Raw genomic sequence first — 18,279 nt, forward strand, 5'->3', positions numbered from 1 at the left:
CCTTGTTATGCCGCCTTGCGGCCGCGCGCGGCAAGCCACGCTTCGGTCAGTTGTTCGAAGCGCGAGGCCATGTCGGCGACAGCCTCGTCATCCGACATCTTGCCGGCCAGCCATTGCTCGGCGGCGTGGACGAAGATGGTGCGGCCAACGGCAAAGCCTTTTACGATGGGCGCCTTGGCGGTGGCGGCGAACGCCGCTTCCAGCTCGTCTTGCGGCGCTTCCAGGCCAAGCAGGACGATGCCACGGCACCAGGGATCGTGCTTCAGGATCACCGCCTCGATTTTGGCCCAGGCGCCGCTCGACGCCTGCGGCTCGAGCTTCCACCAGTCCGGCTTGATGCCGAGCGCATAGAGTTCCTCCAGCGCGCGCGGGATCGTCGTGTCGTCGAGCCTGCCATGCTTGCCGGCTATGATCTCGATGAGAAGTTCCCGGCCGACTTTGCGCGCGGCCTCGAACAGCGCGCGCAGCTTCTGCTGCTGTTCTTCCTTCAGGGCCGCCGGATCGTCGGGATGGTAGAAGCACAGGCATTTGATGCAGTGATCGACCGGCCATTCGGTGAGCTGCGAGCCGATATCCTGCGAGAATTCGAAACGCAGCGGCCGCGAGCCCGGCAGTTCCACCGGGCGGCCGAGCCACGCGAAGGGATGGCGGGCGAACTCGAACATCGCCTCGCGGCCGTGTTTCTCGTCGATCAGCATGCCGTAGCCGTCGCGGCCCGCGGCGACCTTGGCCGCCGCCTTGACCGCAAGCACCTTGAAATCGCGGATGCGTGCGGGATCGGCGCCTGTCTTGGTCGCGACATCCTCGAGCTGCACACGGTGGTCGCAGGCAAGCGCCATCAGCGAAGGGATATCGCGCCGGCGTGTCGTCGCCCAATGGATGTGGTTGATCGCCTCGTCCTTGCGTAGCGCCCGATGCTTGCTGCCGTTCCTGAGGAAGAACTGCAGCTCCTCGAAGGTCGGATATTCCGGCGCGCAGAGCAGCCGTGACACGGCGAAGGCGCCGCAGGCATTCGCCCAGGTTGCCGCCGTGGCAAGGCTTTCGCCGCCGAGCCAGCCGCGCAGCAAGCCGGACATGAAGGCGTCACCGGCGCCCAGTACATTGTAGATCTCGATCGGGAAGCCCTGCCCGACGATACCGTCCTCGAGATCGTCGCTGATCGGCCCGTCATAGACGATGCAGCCCATGGCGCCGCGCTTCAAGACGATGGTGGCCGAGGACAGGGCGCGGATCGTCTTCAGCGCGCTCAGGCAGTCGTCGGCGCCTGACGCGATCATGATCTCTTCCTCGGTGCCGACGATGAGGTCGCAATCGGGCAGCACCGTCTTCAACTGGGCCGAGACCCGGTCGGACTTGACATAGCGCTCGAACCCTTCGGCGTGGCCAGCGAGACCCCACAGGTTCGGCCGGTAGTCGATGTCGAAGACGACCTTGCCGCCCCTGGCCTTCATGATGCGGATCGCCTTGCGCTGGGCGGCGTCGCTGTTGGGACGGGAAAAATGCGTGCCGGTGACGACGATCGCGCGGGCCGAGGCAATGAACGCCTCGTCGACATCCTCTTCGGCCAACGCCATGTCGGCACAGTCGGAGCGATAGAAGATCATCGGCGAGACGCCTTCGCTCTCGACCGAAAGCAGGACCAGCGCGGTCAGCCGCTCCTTGTCGGTCTTCAGCCCGTCGACATTGACGCCCTCGCGTTTCAGCTGCTCGCGGATGAAGCGGCCCATCTGCTCGTCGCCGACGCGCGTCAGCAGCGCCGAGCGCAGGCCGAGCCGCGCCGTGCCGACGGAAATGTTGGCCGGGCAGCCGCCGACCGACTTGGCGAAGGAGGTGATGTCCTCGAGCCGCGAGCCGATCTGCTGGCCGTAGAGGTCGACGGACGCGCGGCCGATGGTGATGACGTCGAGCAGCGCCTGTCTTGCGTCCACGGCTTCGCTCATTGGAACCTCCCGTCGGTCTTGTCGTCATGGACAACATTGTTTGGGTAACACGCGCGAGCGGCAGCGTGGCGCCGACAATATGAAATAATAATTCCAATCCATAGTCAATATGGAATGAGCATTCCCTGCGCTAAAATTGCCTTGGTGGGATGCTCGATCACGCCTTGCGCTTGCGCGTCGCGTCGCGCCGCTTCTCGCCGACGCCGACGGTTAGCGCCATGGCCAGCGCCATTGTCGCCGACAGCGAGCGGAAGCCGGCGAAATCCGCTTCGGCAACCTCGAACCAGACCCTGGCGAACTGGGCGAGCGGCGAGAATGAGCTGTCGGTGATGGCAACGATCGGCACCCCTTGCTCGGCAATGACGCGCGCCTCCTCGATCGTGGCCGGGGCGTAGGGCGAGAAGCTGATGGCGATGACGGCGTCCGCAGGTGTGGCGAAGCCGACCATCTCGGCATTCAGCCCGGCAGCCGATTCGATCAGCTGGTTGCGGATCTTCAGCTTGCCGAGCGCGTAGGCGATGTAGGAAGCCACCGGATAGGAGCGTCGCTTGGCCAAGACATAGATGGTCTGCGCCTTCGCCAGCAGCGAAATCGCGTCTTCCAGATGCGCGTCATCCAGCGTGCGGGAAATGTCGTTGAGCGAGGTGCTGGCGGCGGCGATGAAGCCGTCGAAGATCGCCCGGTGGCCGGCGGCGCCCTCGGCCTTGGCGCGCAGCGCCTGGAGCCGCTCGTCATAGGAGGAGTTGCGCTCGCGCAGCCGCTCGCGGAACACCTGCTGCAGGCTGGTGAAGCCGTCGAAACCGAGCTGCTGGGCAAAGCGGATCAGGGTCGAGGGCTGCACGCCGGCCGAAGCGGCGATGCTGGCGGCGGTGCCGAAGGCGATATCGTCGGGATTGTCGAGCGCGTAGGCGGCGATCTGGGCGATGCGCTTGGGCAAGCTCTCGCGCCGATCCAGAATGGTGGCGCGCAGCGTCTCGAAGTCGCGAGGTACCTGTTCGTCCATCGTCGCTCTGTTCAGGCTGTCTGGAAGCTCTCTCTGCCCCATCATAGCGGGCCTGCGCAAGAACGCCATAAAAAATGAGGCAGACATTCCATTCCGAGAGAAAATGGACTAATTCATCCACGCAGCATTCATGGCCGTGGAGGAACGAAAAATGGTCGGCGTAGGTCTTATCGGCACGGGCTTCATGGGCAAATGCCACGCCATCGCGTGGAGCGCGGTCGGTGCGGTCTTCCCCGACGCGACCAAGCCACGGCTCGTCCATCTCGGCGAGGTCAACGAGGACCTCGCCAGGCGCAAGGCCGGCGAGTTCGGCTTCGCCAAGGCCTCCGGCGACTGGCGCGCCGTGGTCAACGATCCCGAAGTCGATGTCGTCTCGCTGACGACGCCCAACCAGTTTCATCCAGAAATGGCCATCGCCGTGCTCGAAGCCGGCAAGCATCTGTGGTGCGAAAAGCCGATGGCGCCGAGCTTTGCCGAAGCCGAGGCGATGGCGGCTGCGGCGAAGACATCGGGCAAGGTCGCGGCGCTTGGCTACAACTACATCCAGAGCCCGGCCATCCGTCACATCGGCGCGTTGCTCGACGAGAAGATCATCGGCGAGGTCAACCATCTGCGCATCGAGATGGATGAGGATTTCATGGCCGATCCCGAGGCACTGTTCTTCTGGAAGCACGAGGCGGCTTCCGGCTACGGCGCGCTCGACGATTTCGCCGTGCATCCACTGTCGCTGGTCACGGCGCTGTTCGGCCGGGTCGCCAGCGTCATCTGCGACATGGCCAAGCCCTATGCCGACCGCGAGCTGGCATCAGGCGGGCGCCGCGCGGTCGAGACCTACGACATCGCCAGCGTGCTGATGCATCTGGAAAACGGCGTTGCCGGAACGCTGCAGGTCAACCGCTCGGCCTGGGGCCGCAAGGGCCGCATCGCGGTCCAGATCTTCGGTTCCAAGGGATCGATCCTGTTCGACCAGGAGCGGATGAACGAATTCCAGCTCTACCTGACGTCGGACCGACCGACCGAACAAGGCTATCGCACCATCCTGGTGGCGCCGCAGCACAAGCCCTACGACCTTTTCGTGCCGGCGCCCGGCCACGGCCTCGGCTTCAACGATCTCAAGATCATCGAATGCCATGAATTCCTGACGCGGCTTGCCGGCAAGCCGGCCCGGCTCATCGAGTTCGCCGAAGGACTGGAGATAGAGCGCACCGTGCACGCCATGGCGCGCTCCTTCGCGGAGAAGCGCTGGGTGGATGTTAGGTAACGATCGCGCTGGCGCCGGTCCAGGCTTCCACGTGATCCAAATGTCGGCGGGCAGGTTTCAACGTCGGCGCTGCCCCTCATCTGCCTGCCGGCATCTTCTCCCCGTATAGGGACGGGGAGAAGGGGCGGTGTCGGTCTTGGCGCCTGTTCTGCAACGCAGCCGATTGGCGAAATCCGGCGAAGGCGACCTTTCTCCCCGTCACTATGCGGGGAGAAATGCCCGGCAGGGCAATGAGGGGCGGCGCCAGCCTATCAAACCAATCGCGCTGCGGCAGCCATCCGCGATCTCAACCACCGACAGCCGTGTTCGTCTCCCAGCCGTCCACCCACACCTGCCGCAACCTATCGCCTTCGCCCTTGAAACGTAGCCCGGTCGGCTGGCAATCCTCGATACGGTCGCTGCGGAAGTTGCGGATCGCCTGGCGCAGTTCGCACCAGGCGACGATGTTGGCCGTCTCGGCGTAGTAGATCAGCGCGATCGGGCGGATGAGGCGCTCGGAGGCCCGGCCGAGTTCGTCGCGGTAGGAAAGATCGAGCTTTTCCTCGTCACGGATGGCGCGGCGCACCAGCGCCAGGTCGATCGTACCGGCGGAGGGCGCGGCGAAGCCCCAGGCATGCAACGCATTGGCGTCGAGCGTCTGGCGCAGGGGCGGTGGCACCGCGCCGGCGATCTTGGCGCTGACGCGCTTGGCCGCCTGCTTGAGTTCGTCGTCTCCGGTGCGCTCCAGCAGCGCCAGCGACAGCACGATCGCCTCCATCTCCTCGATCGAGAACATCAGCGGCGGCAGGTCGAAGCCGGGACGCAGGATGTAGCCGATGCCACGGCCGCCCTCGATCGGGACACGCATGGCCTGCAGTGCCGCGATGTCGCGGTAGATCGAGCGTATCGTCACTTCCAGCTGCGCGGCAATCATCGCCGCCGTCACCGGCTGCCTGGCCAGCCGCAGGATCTGGATGATCTCGAACAGGCGCGAGGCCTTGCGCATTTTTCTCACCGGCTGCGATCACAACTGACACATCATCGTCAGTTGGCTCGATCTATAGGATCGCCTATCGGGTTGAAAAGCAACAATTCCTTGGCGGCACGCCGGCAGGAGGCGACAGGCAACTGACATGAGCTACGCGGAAAATCTCTGGCTTTTCTTTCTTCTCCTGTTCGGCATCATCGCCGTTCCAGGCATGGACATGCTGTTCGTGCTTGCCAATGCGCTGACCGGCGGGCGCGACAGGGGGCTTGCGGCGACCGGCGGCATCATGGTCGGCGGCATGGTGCATACGCTTAACGGTGCCATCGGCGTCGGCCTGCTGATGCATTTCGTGCCGATCCTGTTCAAACCGCTGCTGATCGCCGGCGCCGCCTATATGGCCTATATCGGCATCGCGCTGATGCGCAGCTCGATCACCGTCGGGCATGACGGGCCAGCCGGCAGCCGTTCCGCATGGAAGGCGTTTCACCAGGGTTTCGTGACCTGCCTGATCAATCCCAAGGCCTATCTCTTCGTCCTGGCCGTCTACCCGCAGTTCCTGAAACCGCACTACGGCCCGATCTGGATGCAGGCGACGATCATGGGCCTGCTCACCGTACTGACGCAGGCCGCGATTTATGGCGGGCTCGCCATATCAGCCGGCCGCAGCCGCAGCCTTTTGATCGCCAATCCACGGGCGACCGTTCTCGCCGGCCGGGCGGCCGGACTGCTGCTGTTTGCGGTCTCGATCTTCACCGCGTGGGAAGGGTTGAGGGCGGCGTAGTTCCCGTTGCCGCCGCCCTTCCCGCATTGCCGTCGTATCAGGCGGCGCCCTGCCGGCTGTCCAGCATGGCGCGGCGCGCCGAGCGGCGCCATTCGACAGCGCCGGCAAGGCCGTGCAGCACTGTCTCGGTGGTCGCCCAGTCGATGCAGCCATCGGTGATGCTCTGGCCGTAGACCAGCGGCTTGCCAGGCACGACGTCCTGCCGTCCGGCGACGAGATTGCTCTCGATCATGACGCCGATGATGCGCTCGTCGCCCGCCGCCACCTGGCCCGCCACGTCAGCTGCCACCTTGGGCTGGTTCTCGGGCTTCTTGCTCGAATTGGCGTGGCTGACGTCGATCATCAGACGGGGCGCGATACCGATGCGCGCGAGTTCGACGGAGGCGGCCTCGACGCTTGCCGCGTCATAGTTCGGCGCGATGCCGCCGCGCAGGATGACATGGCAATCCTCGTTTCCGGTCGTCGCCGCGATGGCGCTGCGCCCGCCCTTGGTCACCGCCATGAAATGGTGCGGCTGGGCGGCCGACTTCACCGCCTCGCCGGCGATCCTGAGATTGCCGTCGGTGCCGTTCTTGAAGCCGACGGGGCAGGAGAGGCCCGAGGCCAGCTCGCGATGGATCTGGCTCTCGGTCGTGCGCGCGCCGATGGCGCCCCAGGCGACGAGGTCGGCAATGTATTGCGGCGTCGTCATGTCGAGGAATTCGGTCGCCGCCGGCAGGCCGAGATTGTTGACGGCGGAAAGCACGTTGCGCGCCATCCGCAGCCCCTTGTCGATGTTGAAGCTGCCATCGAGGTCGGGATCGTTGATCAGGCCTTTCCAGCCGACGGTCGTGCGCGGCTTTTCGAAATAGACCCGCATGACGATCTCGAGCCGGTCGGACAAGGCCTCGCGCAGTGCCGCCAGACGGCTGGCGTAGTCGACGGCCGCGACCGGATCGTGGATGGAACAAGGGCCGACGATGACAACAAGTCGATCGTCGGCCCCTGTCAGGATGGAGTGGATGGCGTTGCGCGAGGCGGCAACGGTGCGGGTCGCCGTCAGCGAGCGCGGTATCTCGCGCATCACCTCTTCCGGCGTGCTCAGCAGTCTGAGTTCCTTGACCCGAAGGTCGTCTGTGGTGGTCAACACGGCTTTCTGCTCCTGTTAGAGCAATTCCAGGAAAAGTGCGTAGCGTTTTTCCGTCCGGAATTGCGTAAAACTATGTTTGGGAACCTGCCGGCTGAAACAAAAAAGCCGCCAGGTCTGGCGGCTGTTCGGATCTTGGTGCTGCAATCTTCAGATCGAGCGCAATCCTCCCGCCGCCAGCGAGCTCCTAAAGTACCAATACGTGGCGGTCAGGTTGATCATGAGTGGGCGTATAGCTGAAGTCGCGTTGGATGTCACGCGTCTGATAGGAGTCTTGCATGGATATGTAAGAATGCATATGTTGGATATGCCAAAAAGGATATGCTCCGATGCCGCTTTACGTGAAGGACCGGGAAGTCGACCGGCTGGTACTCGAGGTGCAGCGCCTCACAAAGGCGCCGAGTAAGGCCGAGGCGGTTCGCCGCGCTCTGACGCATGAAATCGAGCGCGCCCGCGCTGTCCAATCCGTCTCGGAACGCTTGGCGGAGGCGGTCAGAATGGCTGGCGAAATCGGAGAGGATAATCCTGACTTCGATATGAAAGCCTATTCGGACGAGCTTTCAGGCGGGCTATGAGCCTGTTCATCGACGCGTCGGCGGTCGTTGCTCTGTTGCGCCCGGAGCCCACGGCAGGAGAACTCGCCGCCCGGATGGATGCCCACGGCGGGCCTTTCTTCATTTCGGCGGTCGTTCGTTTCGAGACCGCAATGGCCTTGGCGCGTTCAAAGACCCCCCTGCCTTCACCCGTGGAACCGGCGGCAATCGCAAAGGCGAATGCCGCCGTCGACCGTTTCGTGCAGGATTTGGGGATCGGCGAGGTCCTCATTTCGGCTGAAGTCGGGCGGCTCGCTGTCGAAGCGGCACGCAGCTACGGCAAGGGTGTCAATTCGCCGGCGCAGCTCAACATGGGCGATTGCTTTTCCTATGCCTGTTGCAAGGCATATGATTTGGCTTTGCTCTACACCGGTCAGGATTTCACAAAGACAGACATACGATAGGTTTAAGGTGCGCCACGCGACTGGCCCGCACGAACCTATTCCGGCGACGACCCGGCAACGCTCTGGTCGTAGTCGACCAGCGATCCGGTCATGACGCCCGATTGCGGGCTGACCATGTAACTGATCAGCCGCGCGAGCTGGTCCGGCTTGACCAATTGGCCCATCGGTTGCGCCGCCTCGGCCTTCGCCAGCCAGTCGTCGGGCGCATCGTGCCATTTCTTCTGCACGATGTCCTCGCCCTCCGTGTCCATCCAGCCGGGCAGCACGGCGTTGCAGCGGATGCGGTTGAAGCGATAGGCATTGGCGACGTTCTTGGTCAGTGTCATCAGCGCGCCCTTGCTGGTCGAATAGGGCGTCAGGAAGGACTGGCCGGTATGCGCCGACATCGACAGCACGTTGACGATCGAGCCTGGCGCCTTTTTCTCCAGCAGATGCGCCACCACGCCCTGCATCAGGAAGAAGGGGCCGCGCACATTGGTGTCGAAGATCTGGTCGAAGAGCTCTTCCGATGTCTCGACCAGAGAGCCGCGCGCCGAGGTGGCGGCGGCATTGACCAGTGCGTTGATCGTACCGAAATGCGAGAGCGCGGTGGCGACCGCGCGCTTGCAGTCGGCAACCTTCGAAACATCGGCGCTGATGAAGATCGCGTCGACGCCTGATTTCTTGAAATGGGCGACTGCCTTGTCGCCCTTCTCCTGCGAGCGGCCGATGACCGCCAGCGCCCGGCAGCCCTCGTCGGCCAGGGCCTCGGCGACCGCGAAGCCTATGCCTTGCGCGCCGCCGGTGACGATGGCGCGCGTGTTCGAATTGCGACCGGCGGATGCGCTCATCGCTGTGCTCCTGTGCGTTGGGTCCGGATGCGTTCTTACTTGTCCAAGCGGACGGTCTTGCCCGTGGTCGCCGACTTCAGCGCCGCATCGGCGAGCTTGAGCGCCACGAGGCCGTCCGCGCCGCTCGGCGCCGCCTTCTTGCCTGAAGTCGCCGCGGTGATGAAGGCGGCGATCTCGAGGGCGTAGGCGTCGAGATAACGGGTCATGAAGAAGTCGTGCAGCGGCGGGCGCGTATAGCCCTTCTCGTTGGCGAGTTCGATCGACACCGGCCGCTGGTTCTCGGCAGCCACCATGCCTTTCGAACCATGCACCTCGATGCGCTGGTCGTAGCCATAGGTGGCGCGGCGGGAATTGGAGATGACGGCCTGCTTGCCCGATGCGGTTTCGAGGATGACGCTGACCGAGTCATAGTCGCCGGCTTCGCCGATTTTCTTGTCCACCAGCACCGAAGCGTGTGCGCTGACCGCGACGGGCTCTTCGCCGAGCAGGAAGCGCGCCATGTCGAAATCATGGATGGTCATGTCACGGAAAATGCCCCCGGAGCGGGCGATATAGTCGAGCGGCGGGGCGCCGGGATCGCGGGAGGTGATGGTGACCATCTCGACCGTGCCGATGGCGCCGTCGTCGATCGCCTTGCGCACGGCGGCGAAATGCGGGTCGAAACGCCTGTTGAAGCCGACCATCAGCGTCGCCTTGGCCTTGTCGACGATGGCCAGGCACTTCTCCACCCGCTTGACGTCGAGGTCGATCGGCTTCTCGCAGAAGATCGCCTTGCCGGCCTTGGCGAAACGCTCGATCAGATCGGCATGCGTGTCGGTCGGCGTGCAGATGACGACGGCATCGATGTCCCTGTCGGTCTCGATTTCGTCGATGGTGCGCACCTCGGCGCCATAGGCACCAGCCAATTCGCTCGCCGCCTTCTCGAAAGCGTCGGCAACGGCAACCAGTTTTGCCTGGGGGTTGGAACCCACGGCGCGGGCGTGGACCTTGCCGATGCGGCCGGCACCAAGGAGGGCGAAGCGAACAGTCATGGAAATTTTCCTCTAGGGGATGGGTTCGAGAGAGTTGTGTCCGCACCTTCCTGTCGAGGAAAGGGGCAAGTTCATTTTTGTCGGCGTGGCGGATCGTCCCGGAGCGGGGTAGCCACGCCGCCTACGCCGCGAGTTCCGCCTCGCCGGTCTTGGCGCCGGTGATGTACGAGACGATGTCCTGCCCGTCGGTATTCTCCTTGCGCAGGTTGGCGACGATGCGGCCGCGCCGGAACACCACGATGCGGTCGCAGAGATCGAACACTTGGCGCATGTTGTGGCTGATCAGGATCAGCGGCTCGCCATTGTCCTTCAGCGTACGGATGATGTTTTCGACCTGAGCCGTCTCCTGCACGCCGAGGGCGGCCGTCGGCTCGTCCATGATGATCAGCTTGGAGGCGAAGGTCGCCGTCCTGGCGATCGCCACGCACTGCCGCTGGCCACCTGACATATGGCGGATCGTGTTGGACAGATTGGGGATTTTCACCGCGGTGCGAACCAGAGCCGCTTCGGTTGCCTTGCGCATATAGCGGCGGTCGAGGATCGAGAACGGCCCGAGGTTGAACAGCACCCTTTCACGGCCCAGGAACAGGTTCGAGGGCACGTCGAGATCGTCGGCCAGCGCCAGGTTCTGGAACACCGTCTCGATACCTGCCTCGCGGGCCTCGATCGGTCCGGCGAAATTCACTTCCTTGCCGTCGAACCAGATCTGGCCGCTTGTGCGTTGCTCGACACCGGTGATCTGGCGCACGAAGGTCGACTTGCCGGCGCCGTTGTCACCCATGATGGCGACATGCTCGCCCTTGCGCAGCTCGAAGTTCGCGCCATCCAGCGCGTGCACGCCGCCATAGCGCTTGGTCAGGTTTTCGGTCTTCAGGACGATGTCTGACATGGTCAAGCCCTCAATGCCCGCATGCGCTGGCGCCACTGGTCGAGAACGACCGCGCCGACGATGATCACGCCCTTGACCATCTCCTGATAGTAGGCGTCGAGGCGCAGGAAGGTGAAACCGGAGATGATGACGCCGAAGATCAGCGCGCCGATCACCGTTCCGATGATCGAGCCGCGGCCGCCCGACAGCGAGACGCCGCCGATGACCGCCATGGCGATGGCGTCGAGCTCATACATCACGCCCATGCCGGCCTGGGCGGTGAGGTTCTTGGAGGAAAGCACCACGGCGGCGAGCGCCGCGAGAATGCCGGCGATGACATAGACGAGGATCTTGTGGTTGGCGATCTTGATGCCCGACATGCGCGCGGCATCCTCGTTGGAACCGATGGCGTAGCAGTGCTTGCCGTATCTGGTGTAGGTCATGATCAGCTGGAACAGCGCGGCCAGCGACAGGAAGATGATGACCGGCATCAGGCCCTTGCCTATTGCCGCGAAACTGTCTGTCGGGAACGAGATCGGCTGGCCCTTGGACCACCATTTGGCGATGCCGCGCGCGGTCACCATCATGCCGAGCGTGGCGATGAAGGGCGGAATGCGCGTGTAGGCGATCAGCGCACCGTTGACCATGCCGGCGAGCAGACCGCAGCCGACCGCCACCAGCACCGGGACTATCACCGGCAGGTCGGTCCAGCCCTGCGCCAGGAACATCGCCTTGGGATTGGGATTGCCATTGACGGTCGCGACCTGGGCGAAACTCATGGCGATCATGGCCGTCGCGCCGACGATCGAGCCGGAGGACAGATCGATGCCGCCCGTGATGATCACCTGCGTAACGCCGATGGCGATGATGCCGACGATCGACACCTGCAGGATGATGATCTGCAGGCGCGCCTCGTTGAAGATGCCGCTGACATCGCTGCGGGTGTTGAACAGGAAGCTGTCGCCGAGAAAGATCCGGCCGATCAGCTCGAAGACGACGACAAGGATGACGAGCGCCAGGAAAACATTGAACTCGGCCGGCCATGCGCGCTTCTTCGCATCGTAGGTCAGACCGCCGACGCCATGAGATGTCTGTGCCACGTCTTTCTATCCTCCGTCAGCCGCAGTCGATCCTCGCGCCCTGCCGGCGCTGAGGGAAGGAGGAGCGACGCTTTGAGAGCGCCGCTCCCGCTATCCGCCGCTCAGTTCTTCTTCAAGAACTTGTCGATGTTGGCCGGGGTGACGAGCTGGAAGGGCACATAGACCTTGTGCTCGACCTTCTCGCCCTTGGCCAGCTTCAGCGCCGCATCCAGCGCGCCGGCGCCCTGGCCGGCCGCGTCCTGGAACACGGTTACGTCAAGGTCGCCCGCCTGCATGGCGGCAAGCGCGTCCTGGGTGGCGTCGACACCGCCGACGACAACCGACTTCATGTCGATGTTGGCGGCCTTCATCGCCTGGATGGCGCCGATGGCGCTTTCGTCATTGTTGGCGATGACGCCGTCGAACTTCTTGCCGGTCGACAGCCAGTTGGTCATCAGGTTCTGGGCCTGGTCGCGATCCCAGTTCGAGGTCTGCTTGTCGATGATCTTGATGAAGCTGCAGTCCGGCGTGGCGATGACATTGTCGATGTCCTTGGTGCGCTGCACGGCGGCCTGGTTGGAAAGCTCGCCCATGATCACGTAGACGTTGGCTTCCTTCTTGCCGGCTTCCTTGAACAGGCGGCAGACTTCCTTGGTCTCGAGCGTGCCGGAATCGGCCTCGTTGGAAGCGACGAAGGCCTGGTTGTCAGGCAGCTTGTCGACATTGACCGGCTCGCGATTGACGTAGACCAGCGGGATCTTGGCCGCGGCGGCCGCATCCGACATCGCCTGCGTGGCCGAGGTGTCGACTGGGTTGACGATGATGGCGTCGACGCCCGAAGCGGCGAAGTTCTTGATCTGGTCGAGCTGCTTGGCGACGTCGTTCTGTGCGTCCTCGACCTGCAGCTCGACGCCGCTCATGCCCTTGGCCTGCTCGATCATGCCGTTGCGCAGCACGGTGAGGAAGTTGTCGTCGAACTTGGCCATCGAGACGCCGATCTTGGCGGCCATGGCCGATGAACTCATCAGCGCCGCGAAGGCGACGCCCAAAATCAGTTTCTTCATTGTAATCTCTCCTCCACTTTTGGTGTCCGGTTGCACCGATGTCTCCGGAATCCCCGATCTGCCCGGGGAATCTCTCCCGATTGTCTTCTCTCCCCCGGATGGCGCCTGCCGTTTGCTGGAACGCCAAAGCTTCTGTTTGAAACAGATGTTCCGGAACGAAAGAACCAAAATACATGACTGGTGAAATATTTATTCCATTTCGTCGGGAGGCGTCAAGGGCGATTCCAAAACCGGATGTGCGATTTTGGCGGACGCGTCGACACTGTGCGGATGCTGCCGGATGAATGCCGCTGCCTTGGCGGCGCGGGGCAGGCAGGCGCACGCCTGCCGCCGGCGGCGATGCCGATGGCATCCGCGCGCCATGTCCGTTCCTTGGATGCCGTCGACAGGCGATGGCAGTTCAGAGATGCCAGATGTCTCTCTGCAGCAAGAGATCGAGCGGCGCTCTCCAGACCCTGTATCCCGCCGCCTGCCTCACCTGCTGTTCGACACTGAGCTTGCCGCTGAGATCGAAGAAAGCTCCAATTCGCTTTCGGGCGTGAAGCTTCTTTCCCCTGGTGTTGTAGTTGCGGATCGGCAGCCGGTGGCTGCGGATTTTCCGTCCATCCTGTGATAGCGCGACGCCGATGCAGAATTGTTCCGGGGTGTGCAAACGCACGATTTCACTGACTTTCTCGCTGGCCGCGTACGCTAGCTGTAGCGCCGGGATGTTGTCATGATGAACGCCAAGGACGCCGCTCGCCCACATGGTTTCATCTCCGGTCAGGATGTGACCTCCAATTGAGAGCCCCTTGCCTTCGAGCGCGCGATAAGGAGCCTTTGGGCGCCCTTCGCACCGCCACATTATGGAGGACAAAGCTGAAATTCGATTGAAACATCGCGATATGTCGCCGGTCGGATACATATCCGTATCCATGAAGAACAGGCGCTCGCAACGCCGCAGCAGATCGACGATGCCGGCGGCCTTGATGCCAAACCCGTATCGATTGCCGAAGGACATCTCGGTCTGTCTCTCGGCCGTGAGCTCGATCGTTTCGATGGGATAGCCGTCGAAAATGGAGGGCCTGTCGGTCAGGACCATAACCCTGGCATCCGGACAATAGTGAAGCAGGCGAAGCGCGCTGAAGAGCGCGCCACGCGCATAGAGCTCGTCGCTCCCAAAAGCGATGTAGCCAAACCCATCCCCATCCATCAGCCATGTATATATTAGCTGACGTTCATGCGTCAATTTTGGATACGCCCGCGGGCGCGGCGCGCCTGAAAGCCCAGCGCTAGATGTTCTCGGGCAGGTAGATGTCGAATGGCAGGAAGGTCTGGCCGGGTGCGTTCGCCGCGCCCGTCTCGATGGCGTGCGCCATGAGATCGAGCAGTTCGCGACACAATGCCGGCAGCGGCGTCGAGATCACCATGGTCAGCACCCCGTCCGCCAAGGCGGACCGCGAGACCGCCGATATCTCGTTGCAGACCACCGCCGGCATCTCGGCCGGCTTGGCCTGCCTCAGCGCCGCGACCGCGCCTTCCATGCCACCGCCCGCGACATAGCAACCGACGAGGTCCGGGTGGCGGCCGAGCAGATCGACCAGCGTGTCCTGCGTGATCTGGTTGGCCTCGAGATTGACCAGCGTTTCCAGCATGGTGAAATCCGGCGCCTGTTCGCGGAAGAAGGAACGAAAGCCGATCTCTCGCAGTTCGTGGCCATGGAAGCGGTGGCTGCCGACGAAGAGCGCGACCTTGCCCGGCCGCTTCGCCGCTTTCGAGATCATCCAGGCCGCAGTGCGGCCGACCTTGCGGTTGTCGAGGCCGACATAGCCCTCGCGAATGCCGGCGGCGAAGTCGGACAGCAGGGAAAAGACAGGCAATCCCTTGGCCTTCATCTCCTCTACGGTGACGGTCAACGCCGGGTGATCCGGCCCGACCAGGGCGACAGCCCTGCATTTGGCCGCCAGCTTGCGCGTGCGCTCGACGATTTCGTCCGGCGTCAGCGAACTGGCGAAGTCGATGATCGCGACACCGCGGAAGCGCTGCGATTGCGAAACAGCGAGCTCGAGCTGCCGCGCGAACTCGGTGTAGAAGACATCATTGCCTCTCAAAAGCAGGAAGCCGAGCCGGTATTCCGGCAGCTCGTGGCGCATGCGCTGCTTGATCAGGCCGGCCGCGTGATAGCCGATCTCGGTCGCGGTCTCGTAGACACGGCGCGCGGTTTCCTCGCGTACCGGCAAGCGATTGTTGAGCACGCGGTCCACCGTGGCGACGCTGACGCCGGAGACGCGCGCCAGATCAGTGATGGTCGGCCGTTTCGCCATGATCGCCCTCGTTCGATTGCCTGATATCGATACATCATCTTGATAGGAAATGATAGAAACTATCTTTGTGATGTTGAGTCTATCATGACTCGGCGTTATTTCTGAGCATGGAGCCAGTTGGTGATCGGCATTCGCATGGCGGATGCCCTGCCTTGGGAGGCAATCATGACCGCAGCGCCGTCCCGGCGTGACTACAGCCTGATCGGCCGCGACGCCCGGCTTGCCGTCGAAAACGGCCTGTCGGCGGCCGAGTGGTATCACACCGACATTCCCCGCAAGCAGATGAAGGAGTTGATGCAGCGCTCCGATGGCCCGGCGATCCGCGACACCGCGATCTGGCTCGCCGCCCTCGTCATCAGCGGCGCCGGCGGCGCCTGGTTCTGGGGCAGCTCGTGGTGCGTGCCGTTCTTCTTCGCCTATGGGGTGCTCTACGGCTCATCCACCGATTCGCGCTGGCACGAATGCGGCCACGGCACGGCGTTCCGCACGCAATGGATGAATGACGCGGTCTATCAGATCGCCTGTTTCATGATCATGCGCAATCCGGTGACCTGGCGCTGGAGCCACACGCGCCATCACACCGACACCATCATCGTCGGCCGCGATCCTGAAATCTCGGTCATGCGGCCGCCGGACCTGGTGCGCCTCGTCCTCGGTTTTGTCGGCGTGCTCGACGCCTGGCATGCGATGTCAGACATGCTGCGCAACGCCGCCGGCAACATCAGCGCAGCGGAGAAAACCTTCATTCCCGAACAGGAGCAGCCCAAAGCGATCCGTGTTGCCCGCATCTGGACCGCGATCTATGCCGCGACCATCGCGCTGGCGCTCTACACCGGGTCGTTCCTGCCCTTGATGCTGGTCGGCCTGCCCAGGCTTTACGGCGCCTGGCATCACGTCATGGTCGGCCTGCTGCAGCATGGCGGTCTCGCCGACAACGTCACCGACCACCGGCTGAACAGCCGCACCGTCTACATGAACCCGATCAGCCGCTTCATCTACTGGAACATGAATTACCACGTCGAACATCACATGTTCCCCATGGTGCCCTACCACGCGCTGCCCAGGTTGCATGCGCTGATCAAGCACGATCTGCCGGCACCGACGCCGTCGATCCTGGCCGGTTACCGCGAGATGATCCCGGTCTTCCGCCGCCAGCTGCGTAACGAGGACTATTTCCTCAAGCGCGAGCTGCCGCCGACCGCCAGGCCTTACCGCGAGGAATTCCACAACGACGCCGTCGCCGCGGCGGCGGAATGACATCGAAAGACTGCAGGGGAGGACTGAATGAGCGATTGGGTCGAGGCCTGCGCCGCCGGCGACATCGATGAAGAGGACGTGATGCGCTTCGATCATGGCGGGCGCACTTTCGCCATCTATCGCAGCCCGGACGACGACTATTTCGCCACCGACGGCTTGTGCACACATGAGAAAGTGCACCTCGCCGACGGGCTGGTGATGGACGACATCATCGAATGCCCCAAGCACAATGGCCGCTTCAACTACAAAACCGGCGCGGCCAGGGGCGCGCCGGTCTGCGTCAACCTCAGGACCTATCCGGTCAAGGTCGACGCCGGCAAAGTCCTCGTTCAGATCGGATGACCGGCATGGCACGCGGAATGGTGATCATCGGGGCCGGCGAATGCGGCGGACGGGCAGCACTCACGCTGCGCGATCTCGGCTATGACGGGCCGGTGACGCTGGTCGGCGACGAGCCGCATCTGCCCTATGAACGACCGCCTCTGTCCAAGGAGGCGATGGCCAGCGACGCGCCCGCGATAAAGGCGATCGCCAGCGACGAGATCCTGGCCGAAAAATCGATCCGGCATATCCATTCCGTCCAGGCCGTGGCGATCGATCGCGCGGCGCACATGGTGCGCCTATCCGATGGTTCGGTGTTGGCCTACGACAAGCTGCTGCTGGCCACCGGTTCGACGCCGCGCAAGCTGCCGATGCTTGGCCTTGGCGGGCGTTGCGTGTATCTCAGGACCTTCGCCGATGCATTGGCCATCCGCGCCCATCTCAGCGCCGGCAACCGCATCGCCGTCATCGGCGGCGGCTTTATCGGCCTCGAACTTGCCGCAGCCGCCCGCAAGCTCGGCGCAGATGTCACCGTCATCGAGGCGCAGCCACGTATCCTGATGCGCGGCGTTCCGGCCGAGATCGCCGAAATCATCCATGAAGCGCACGTCGCCGAGGGTGTCGACGTGGTCTGCGGGCAAGGCATCGCCTCCATCGCCGACGACGGCAGGGAGGTGCGGGTGACGCTTGCCGGCGGGCGCGAGATCATTGCCGACCTCGCCGTCATCGGCATCGGCGCCGTGCCGGTGACCGGGCTCGCGGCTGAAGCTGGCCTGGCCATCGAAAACGGCATCGCGGTCGACGCGGAGCTGCGCAGCGGCGATCCCGACATCTTTGCCGCCGGCGATTGCTGCTCGTTTCCGCTCGCCGTCTATGGCGGCCGCCGCGTGCGGCTGGAGGCCTGGCGCAATGCGCAGGAACAGGGCGCACTGGCGGCGAAGAACATGCTTGGCGCCGGCGAGGCGCATGCCGCGGTGCCGTGGTTCTGGTCGGATCAATACGGCCTGTCCCTGCAGATCGCCGGCCTTTCCGACGAAGGCCGTAGCACCGTGCGTCGCGATCTCGGCGCCGGCGCCTTCATCCTCTTCCATCTCGCCGAGGACGGCAGGCTGGTAGCGGCCAGCGGCATCGGCCCGGGCAATGCGGTGGCGCGCGACATAAGGCTGGCCGAGATGCTGATCGGCAAGTGGGCCAAGCCGGCGCCGGAGGCGCTGGGATCGCCTGAAGTCAAGCTGAAGGCATTGCTGGCGGCGTGAAGTCGCACCACCTGGTCGATGTCGGCGCCGCCCCTCATCTGCCTGCCGGCATCTTCTCCCCGTAGAACGGGGAGAAGGGAGCTGTGGCAACATCGCCGCGATTCACGCACCGCAAATAGTCGCCGGTGAACTATCCGCAAGGCTTTGATCTGGTTTCCTAATCGGTGAGGAATGCGGGAATAGCGTTGCAACATT

At 63.6% G+C, this 18,279-nt stretch carries 18 protein-coding genes; 7 read left to right on the top strand and 11 right to left on the bottom strand.

What is annotated here, in order from left to right:
- Window positions 1-5: 5 nt before the first annotated feature.
- Both LB536_RS09140 and LB536_RS09145 read right to left on the bottom strand, forming a co-directional pair.
- Window positions 6-1,940 carry a bifunctional 5-dehydro-2-deoxygluconokinase/5-dehydro-2-deoxyphosphogluconate aldolase gene (locus LB536_RS09140; RefSeq protein WP_224591204.1) on the bottom strand — a complete coding sequence of 645 codons (1,935 nt, stop codon included), beginning with the start codon at window positions 1,938-1,940 and terminating at the stop codon, window positions 6-8.
- Between the two features lie 157 nt (window positions 1,941-2,097).
- Window positions 2,098-2,943: a MurR/RpiR family transcriptional regulator gene (locus LB536_RS09145; protein WP_224591206.1), complete on the bottom strand. Its 846-nt coding sequence runs from the start codon at window positions 2,941-2,943 to the stop codon at window positions 2,098-2,100.
- A 151-nt stretch (window positions 2,944-3,094) separates the two neighbouring features.
- Here LB536_RS09145 and LB536_RS09150 point away from each other — a divergent pair, with 151 nt between their 5' ends.
- Window positions 3,095-4,204 (top strand): Gfo/Idh/MocA family protein, encoded by a 1,110-nt coding sequence (locus LB536_RS09150; RefSeq protein WP_224591217.1) that lies wholly within the window; start codon window positions 3,095-3,097, stop codon window positions 4,202-4,204.
- A 286-nt stretch (window positions 4,205-4,490) separates the two neighbouring features.
- Here LB536_RS09150 and LB536_RS09155 read toward each other — a convergent pair whose 3' ends face one another.
- Window positions 4,491-5,189, bottom strand: a complete 699-nt coding sequence (locus LB536_RS09155) for a helix-turn-helix transcriptional regulator (RefSeq protein WP_224591227.1) — start codon at window positions 5,187-5,189, stop codon at window positions 4,491-4,493.
- A 127-nt stretch (window positions 5,190-5,316) separates the two neighbouring features.
- Between LB536_RS09155 and LB536_RS09160 the strand changes: the two genes are divergently transcribed.
- Window positions 5,317-5,952 (top strand): LysE family translocator, encoded by a 636-nt coding sequence (locus LB536_RS09160; RefSeq protein ID WP_224591229.1) that lies wholly within the window; start codon window positions 5,317-5,319, stop codon window positions 5,950-5,952.
- Window positions 5,953-5,989: 37 nt separating this feature from the next.
- Here the strand turns inward: LB536_RS09160 and LB536_RS09165 are convergent, their stop codons facing one another.
- Entirely contained in the window at window positions 5,990-7,081 is a 1,092-nt protein-coding gene (locus LB536_RS09165; RefSeq protein ID WP_224591232.1) for a 3-deoxy-7-phosphoheptulonate synthase, read from the bottom strand.
- Between the two features lie 326 nt (window positions 7,082-7,407).
- Here LB536_RS09165 and LB536_RS09170 point away from each other — a divergent pair, with 326 nt between their 5' ends.
- The gene (locus tag LB536_RS09170; RefSeq protein WP_140758798.1) at window positions 7,408-7,653 is read left to right on the top strand and encodes a type II toxin-antitoxin system VapB family antitoxin; all 246 of its coding nucleotides are present in this window, start codon (window positions 7,408-7,410) and stop codon (window positions 7,651-7,653) included.
- The gene (locus LB536_RS09175; RefSeq protein WP_032935032.1) at window positions 7,650-8,075 is read left to right on the top strand and encodes a type II toxin-antitoxin system VapC family toxin; all 426 of its coding nucleotides are present in this window, start codon (window positions 7,650-7,652) and stop codon (window positions 8,073-8,075) included. The genes LB536_RS09170 and LB536_RS09175 overlap by 4 nt, the downstream gene beginning before the upstream one ends.
- Before the next feature lie 35 nt (window positions 8,076-8,110).
- Here the strand turns inward: LB536_RS09175 and LB536_RS09180 are convergent, their stop codons facing one another.
- From LB536_RS09180 to LB536_RS09210, 7 genes are all read right to left on the bottom strand, one after another.
- Complete coding sequence (locus LB536_RS09180; RefSeq protein ID WP_224591234.1) at window positions 8,111-8,905, bottom strand: SDR family oxidoreductase; 795 nt, start codon at window positions 8,903-8,905, stop codon at window positions 8,111-8,113.
- Window positions 8,906-8,940: 35 nt separating this feature from the next.
- Window positions 8,941-9,936, bottom strand: coding sequence for an inositol 2-dehydrogenase (gene iolG / locus LB536_RS09185; RefSeq protein WP_224591236.1), 996 nt, complete (start codon window positions 9,934-9,936; stop codon window positions 8,941-8,943).
- 121 nt (window positions 9,937-10,057) lie between these two features.
- A complete protein-coding gene (locus tag LB536_RS09190) occupies window positions 10,058-10,825 on the bottom strand; it encodes an ATP-binding cassette domain-containing protein (RefSeq protein ID WP_224591238.1) in 768 nt (255 codons plus the stop codon).
- 2 nt (window positions 10,826-10,827) lie between these two features.
- Window positions 10,828-11,904, bottom strand: coding sequence for an ABC transporter permease (locus LB536_RS09195; protein ID WP_140758802.1), 1,077 nt, complete (start codon window positions 11,902-11,904; stop codon window positions 10,828-10,830).
- A gap of 101 nt (window positions 11,905-12,005) precedes the next feature.
- Complete coding sequence (locus LB536_RS09200) at window positions 12,006-12,947, bottom strand: sugar ABC transporter substrate-binding protein (protein ID WP_224591240.1); 942 nt, start codon at window positions 12,945-12,947, stop codon at window positions 12,006-12,008.
- A 400-nt stretch (window positions 12,948-13,347) separates the two neighbouring features.
- A complete protein-coding gene (locus LB536_RS09205; protein ID WP_224591242.1) occupies window positions 13,348-14,175 on the bottom strand; it encodes a hypothetical protein in 828 nt (275 codons plus the stop codon).
- 43 nt (window positions 14,176-14,218) lie between these two features.
- On the bottom strand, window positions 14,219-15,250 hold the full coding sequence (locus tag LB536_RS09210; RefSeq protein ID WP_224591244.1) for a LacI family DNA-binding transcriptional regulator: 1,032 nt from the start codon (window positions 15,248-15,250) through the stop codon (window positions 14,219-14,221).
- A 165-nt stretch (window positions 15,251-15,415) separates the two neighbouring features.
- On the opposite strand from LB536_RS09210, the gene LB536_RS09215 reads away from it, so the two are divergent.
- From LB536_RS09215 to LB536_RS09225, 3 genes are read left to right on the top strand one after another with little or no spacing between them, the layout of a single operon-like run.
- Window positions 15,416-16,507, top strand: a complete 1,092-nt coding sequence (locus LB536_RS09215; RefSeq protein WP_224591246.1) for a fatty acid desaturase family protein — start codon at window positions 15,416-15,418, stop codon at window positions 16,505-16,507.
- Between the two features lie 27 nt (window positions 16,508-16,534).
- On the top strand, window positions 16,535-16,849 hold the full coding sequence (locus tag LB536_RS09220) for a MocE family 2Fe-2S type ferredoxin (RefSeq protein WP_015314574.1): 315 nt from the start codon (window positions 16,535-16,537) through the stop codon (window positions 16,847-16,849).
- A complete protein-coding gene (locus tag LB536_RS09225; RefSeq protein ID WP_224591248.1) occupies window positions 16,846-18,084 on the top strand; it encodes an NAD(P)/FAD-dependent oxidoreductase in 1,239 nt (412 codons plus the stop codon). Before LB536_RS09220 ends, LB536_RS09225 begins: the two co-directional genes overlap by 4 nt.
- The last annotated feature ends 195 nt before the right edge of the window (window positions 18,085-18,279 follow it).

It is taken from the genome of Mesorhizobium sp. ES1-3 (genome assembly GCF_020164795.1).
Lineage (GTDB): Bacteria > Pseudomonadota > Alphaproteobacteria > Rhizobiales > Rhizobiaceae > Mesorhizobium.

Bases quoted from the DNA above. Each gene is read 5' to 3' on its own strand.
- LB536_RS09180 (WP_224591234.1), bottom strand. From the start codon at position 8,905: ATGAGCGCATCCGCCGGTCGCAATTCGAACACGCGCGCCATCGTCACC.
- LB536_RS09145 (WP_224591206.1), bottom strand. From the start codon at position 2,943: ATGGACGAACAGGTACCTCGCGACTTCGAGACGCTGCGCGCCACCATT.
- LB536_RS09175 (WP_032935032.1), top strand. From the start codon at position 7,650: ATGAGCCTGTTCATCGACGCGTCGGCGGTCGTTGCTCTGTTGCGCCCG.
- LB536_RS09140 (WP_224591204.1), bottom strand. From the start codon at position 1,940: ATGAGCGAAGCCGTGGACGCAAGACAGGCGCTGCTCGACGTCATCACC.
- LB536_RS09220 (WP_015314574.1), top strand. From the start codon at position 16,535: ATGAGCGATTGGGTCGAGGCCTGCGCCGCCGGCGACATCGATGAAGAG.
- LB536_RS09200 (WP_224591240.1), bottom strand. From the start codon at position 12,947: ATGAAGAAACTGATTTTGGGCGTCGCCTTCGCGGCGCTGATGAGTTCA.
- iolG (WP_224591236.1), bottom strand. From the start codon at position 9,936: ATGACTGTTCGCTTCGCCCTCCTTGGTGCCGGCCGCATCGGCAAGGTC.
- LB536_RS09225 (WP_224591248.1), top strand. From the start codon at position 16,846: ATGACCGGCATGGCACGCGGAATGGTGATCATCGGGGCCGGCGAATGC.
- LB536_RS09155 (WP_224591227.1), bottom strand. From the start codon at position 5,189: ATGCGCAAGGCCTCGCGCCTGTTCGAGATCATCCAGATCCTGCGGCTG.
- LB536_RS09215 (WP_224591246.1), top strand. From the start codon at position 15,416: ATGACCGCAGCGCCGTCCCGGCGTGACTACAGCCTGATCGGCCGCGAC.
- LB536_RS09150 (WP_224591217.1), top strand. From the start codon at position 3,095: ATGGTCGGCGTAGGTCTTATCGGCACGGGCTTCATGGGCAAATGCCAC.
- LB536_RS09170 (WP_140758798.1), top strand. From the start codon at position 7,408: ATGCCGCTTTACGTGAAGGACCGGGAAGTCGACCGGCTGGTACTCGAG.
- LB536_RS09190 (WP_224591238.1), bottom strand. From the start codon at position 10,825: ATGTCAGACATCGTCCTGAAGACCGAAAACCTGACCAAGCGCTATGGC.
- LB536_RS09210 (WP_224591244.1), bottom strand. From the start codon at position 15,250: ATGGCGAAACGGCCGACCATCACTGATCTGGCGCGCGTCTCCGGCGTC.
- LB536_RS09160 (WP_224591229.1), top strand. From the start codon at position 5,317: ATGAGCTACGCGGAAAATCTCTGGCTTTTCTTTCTTCTCCTGTTCGGC.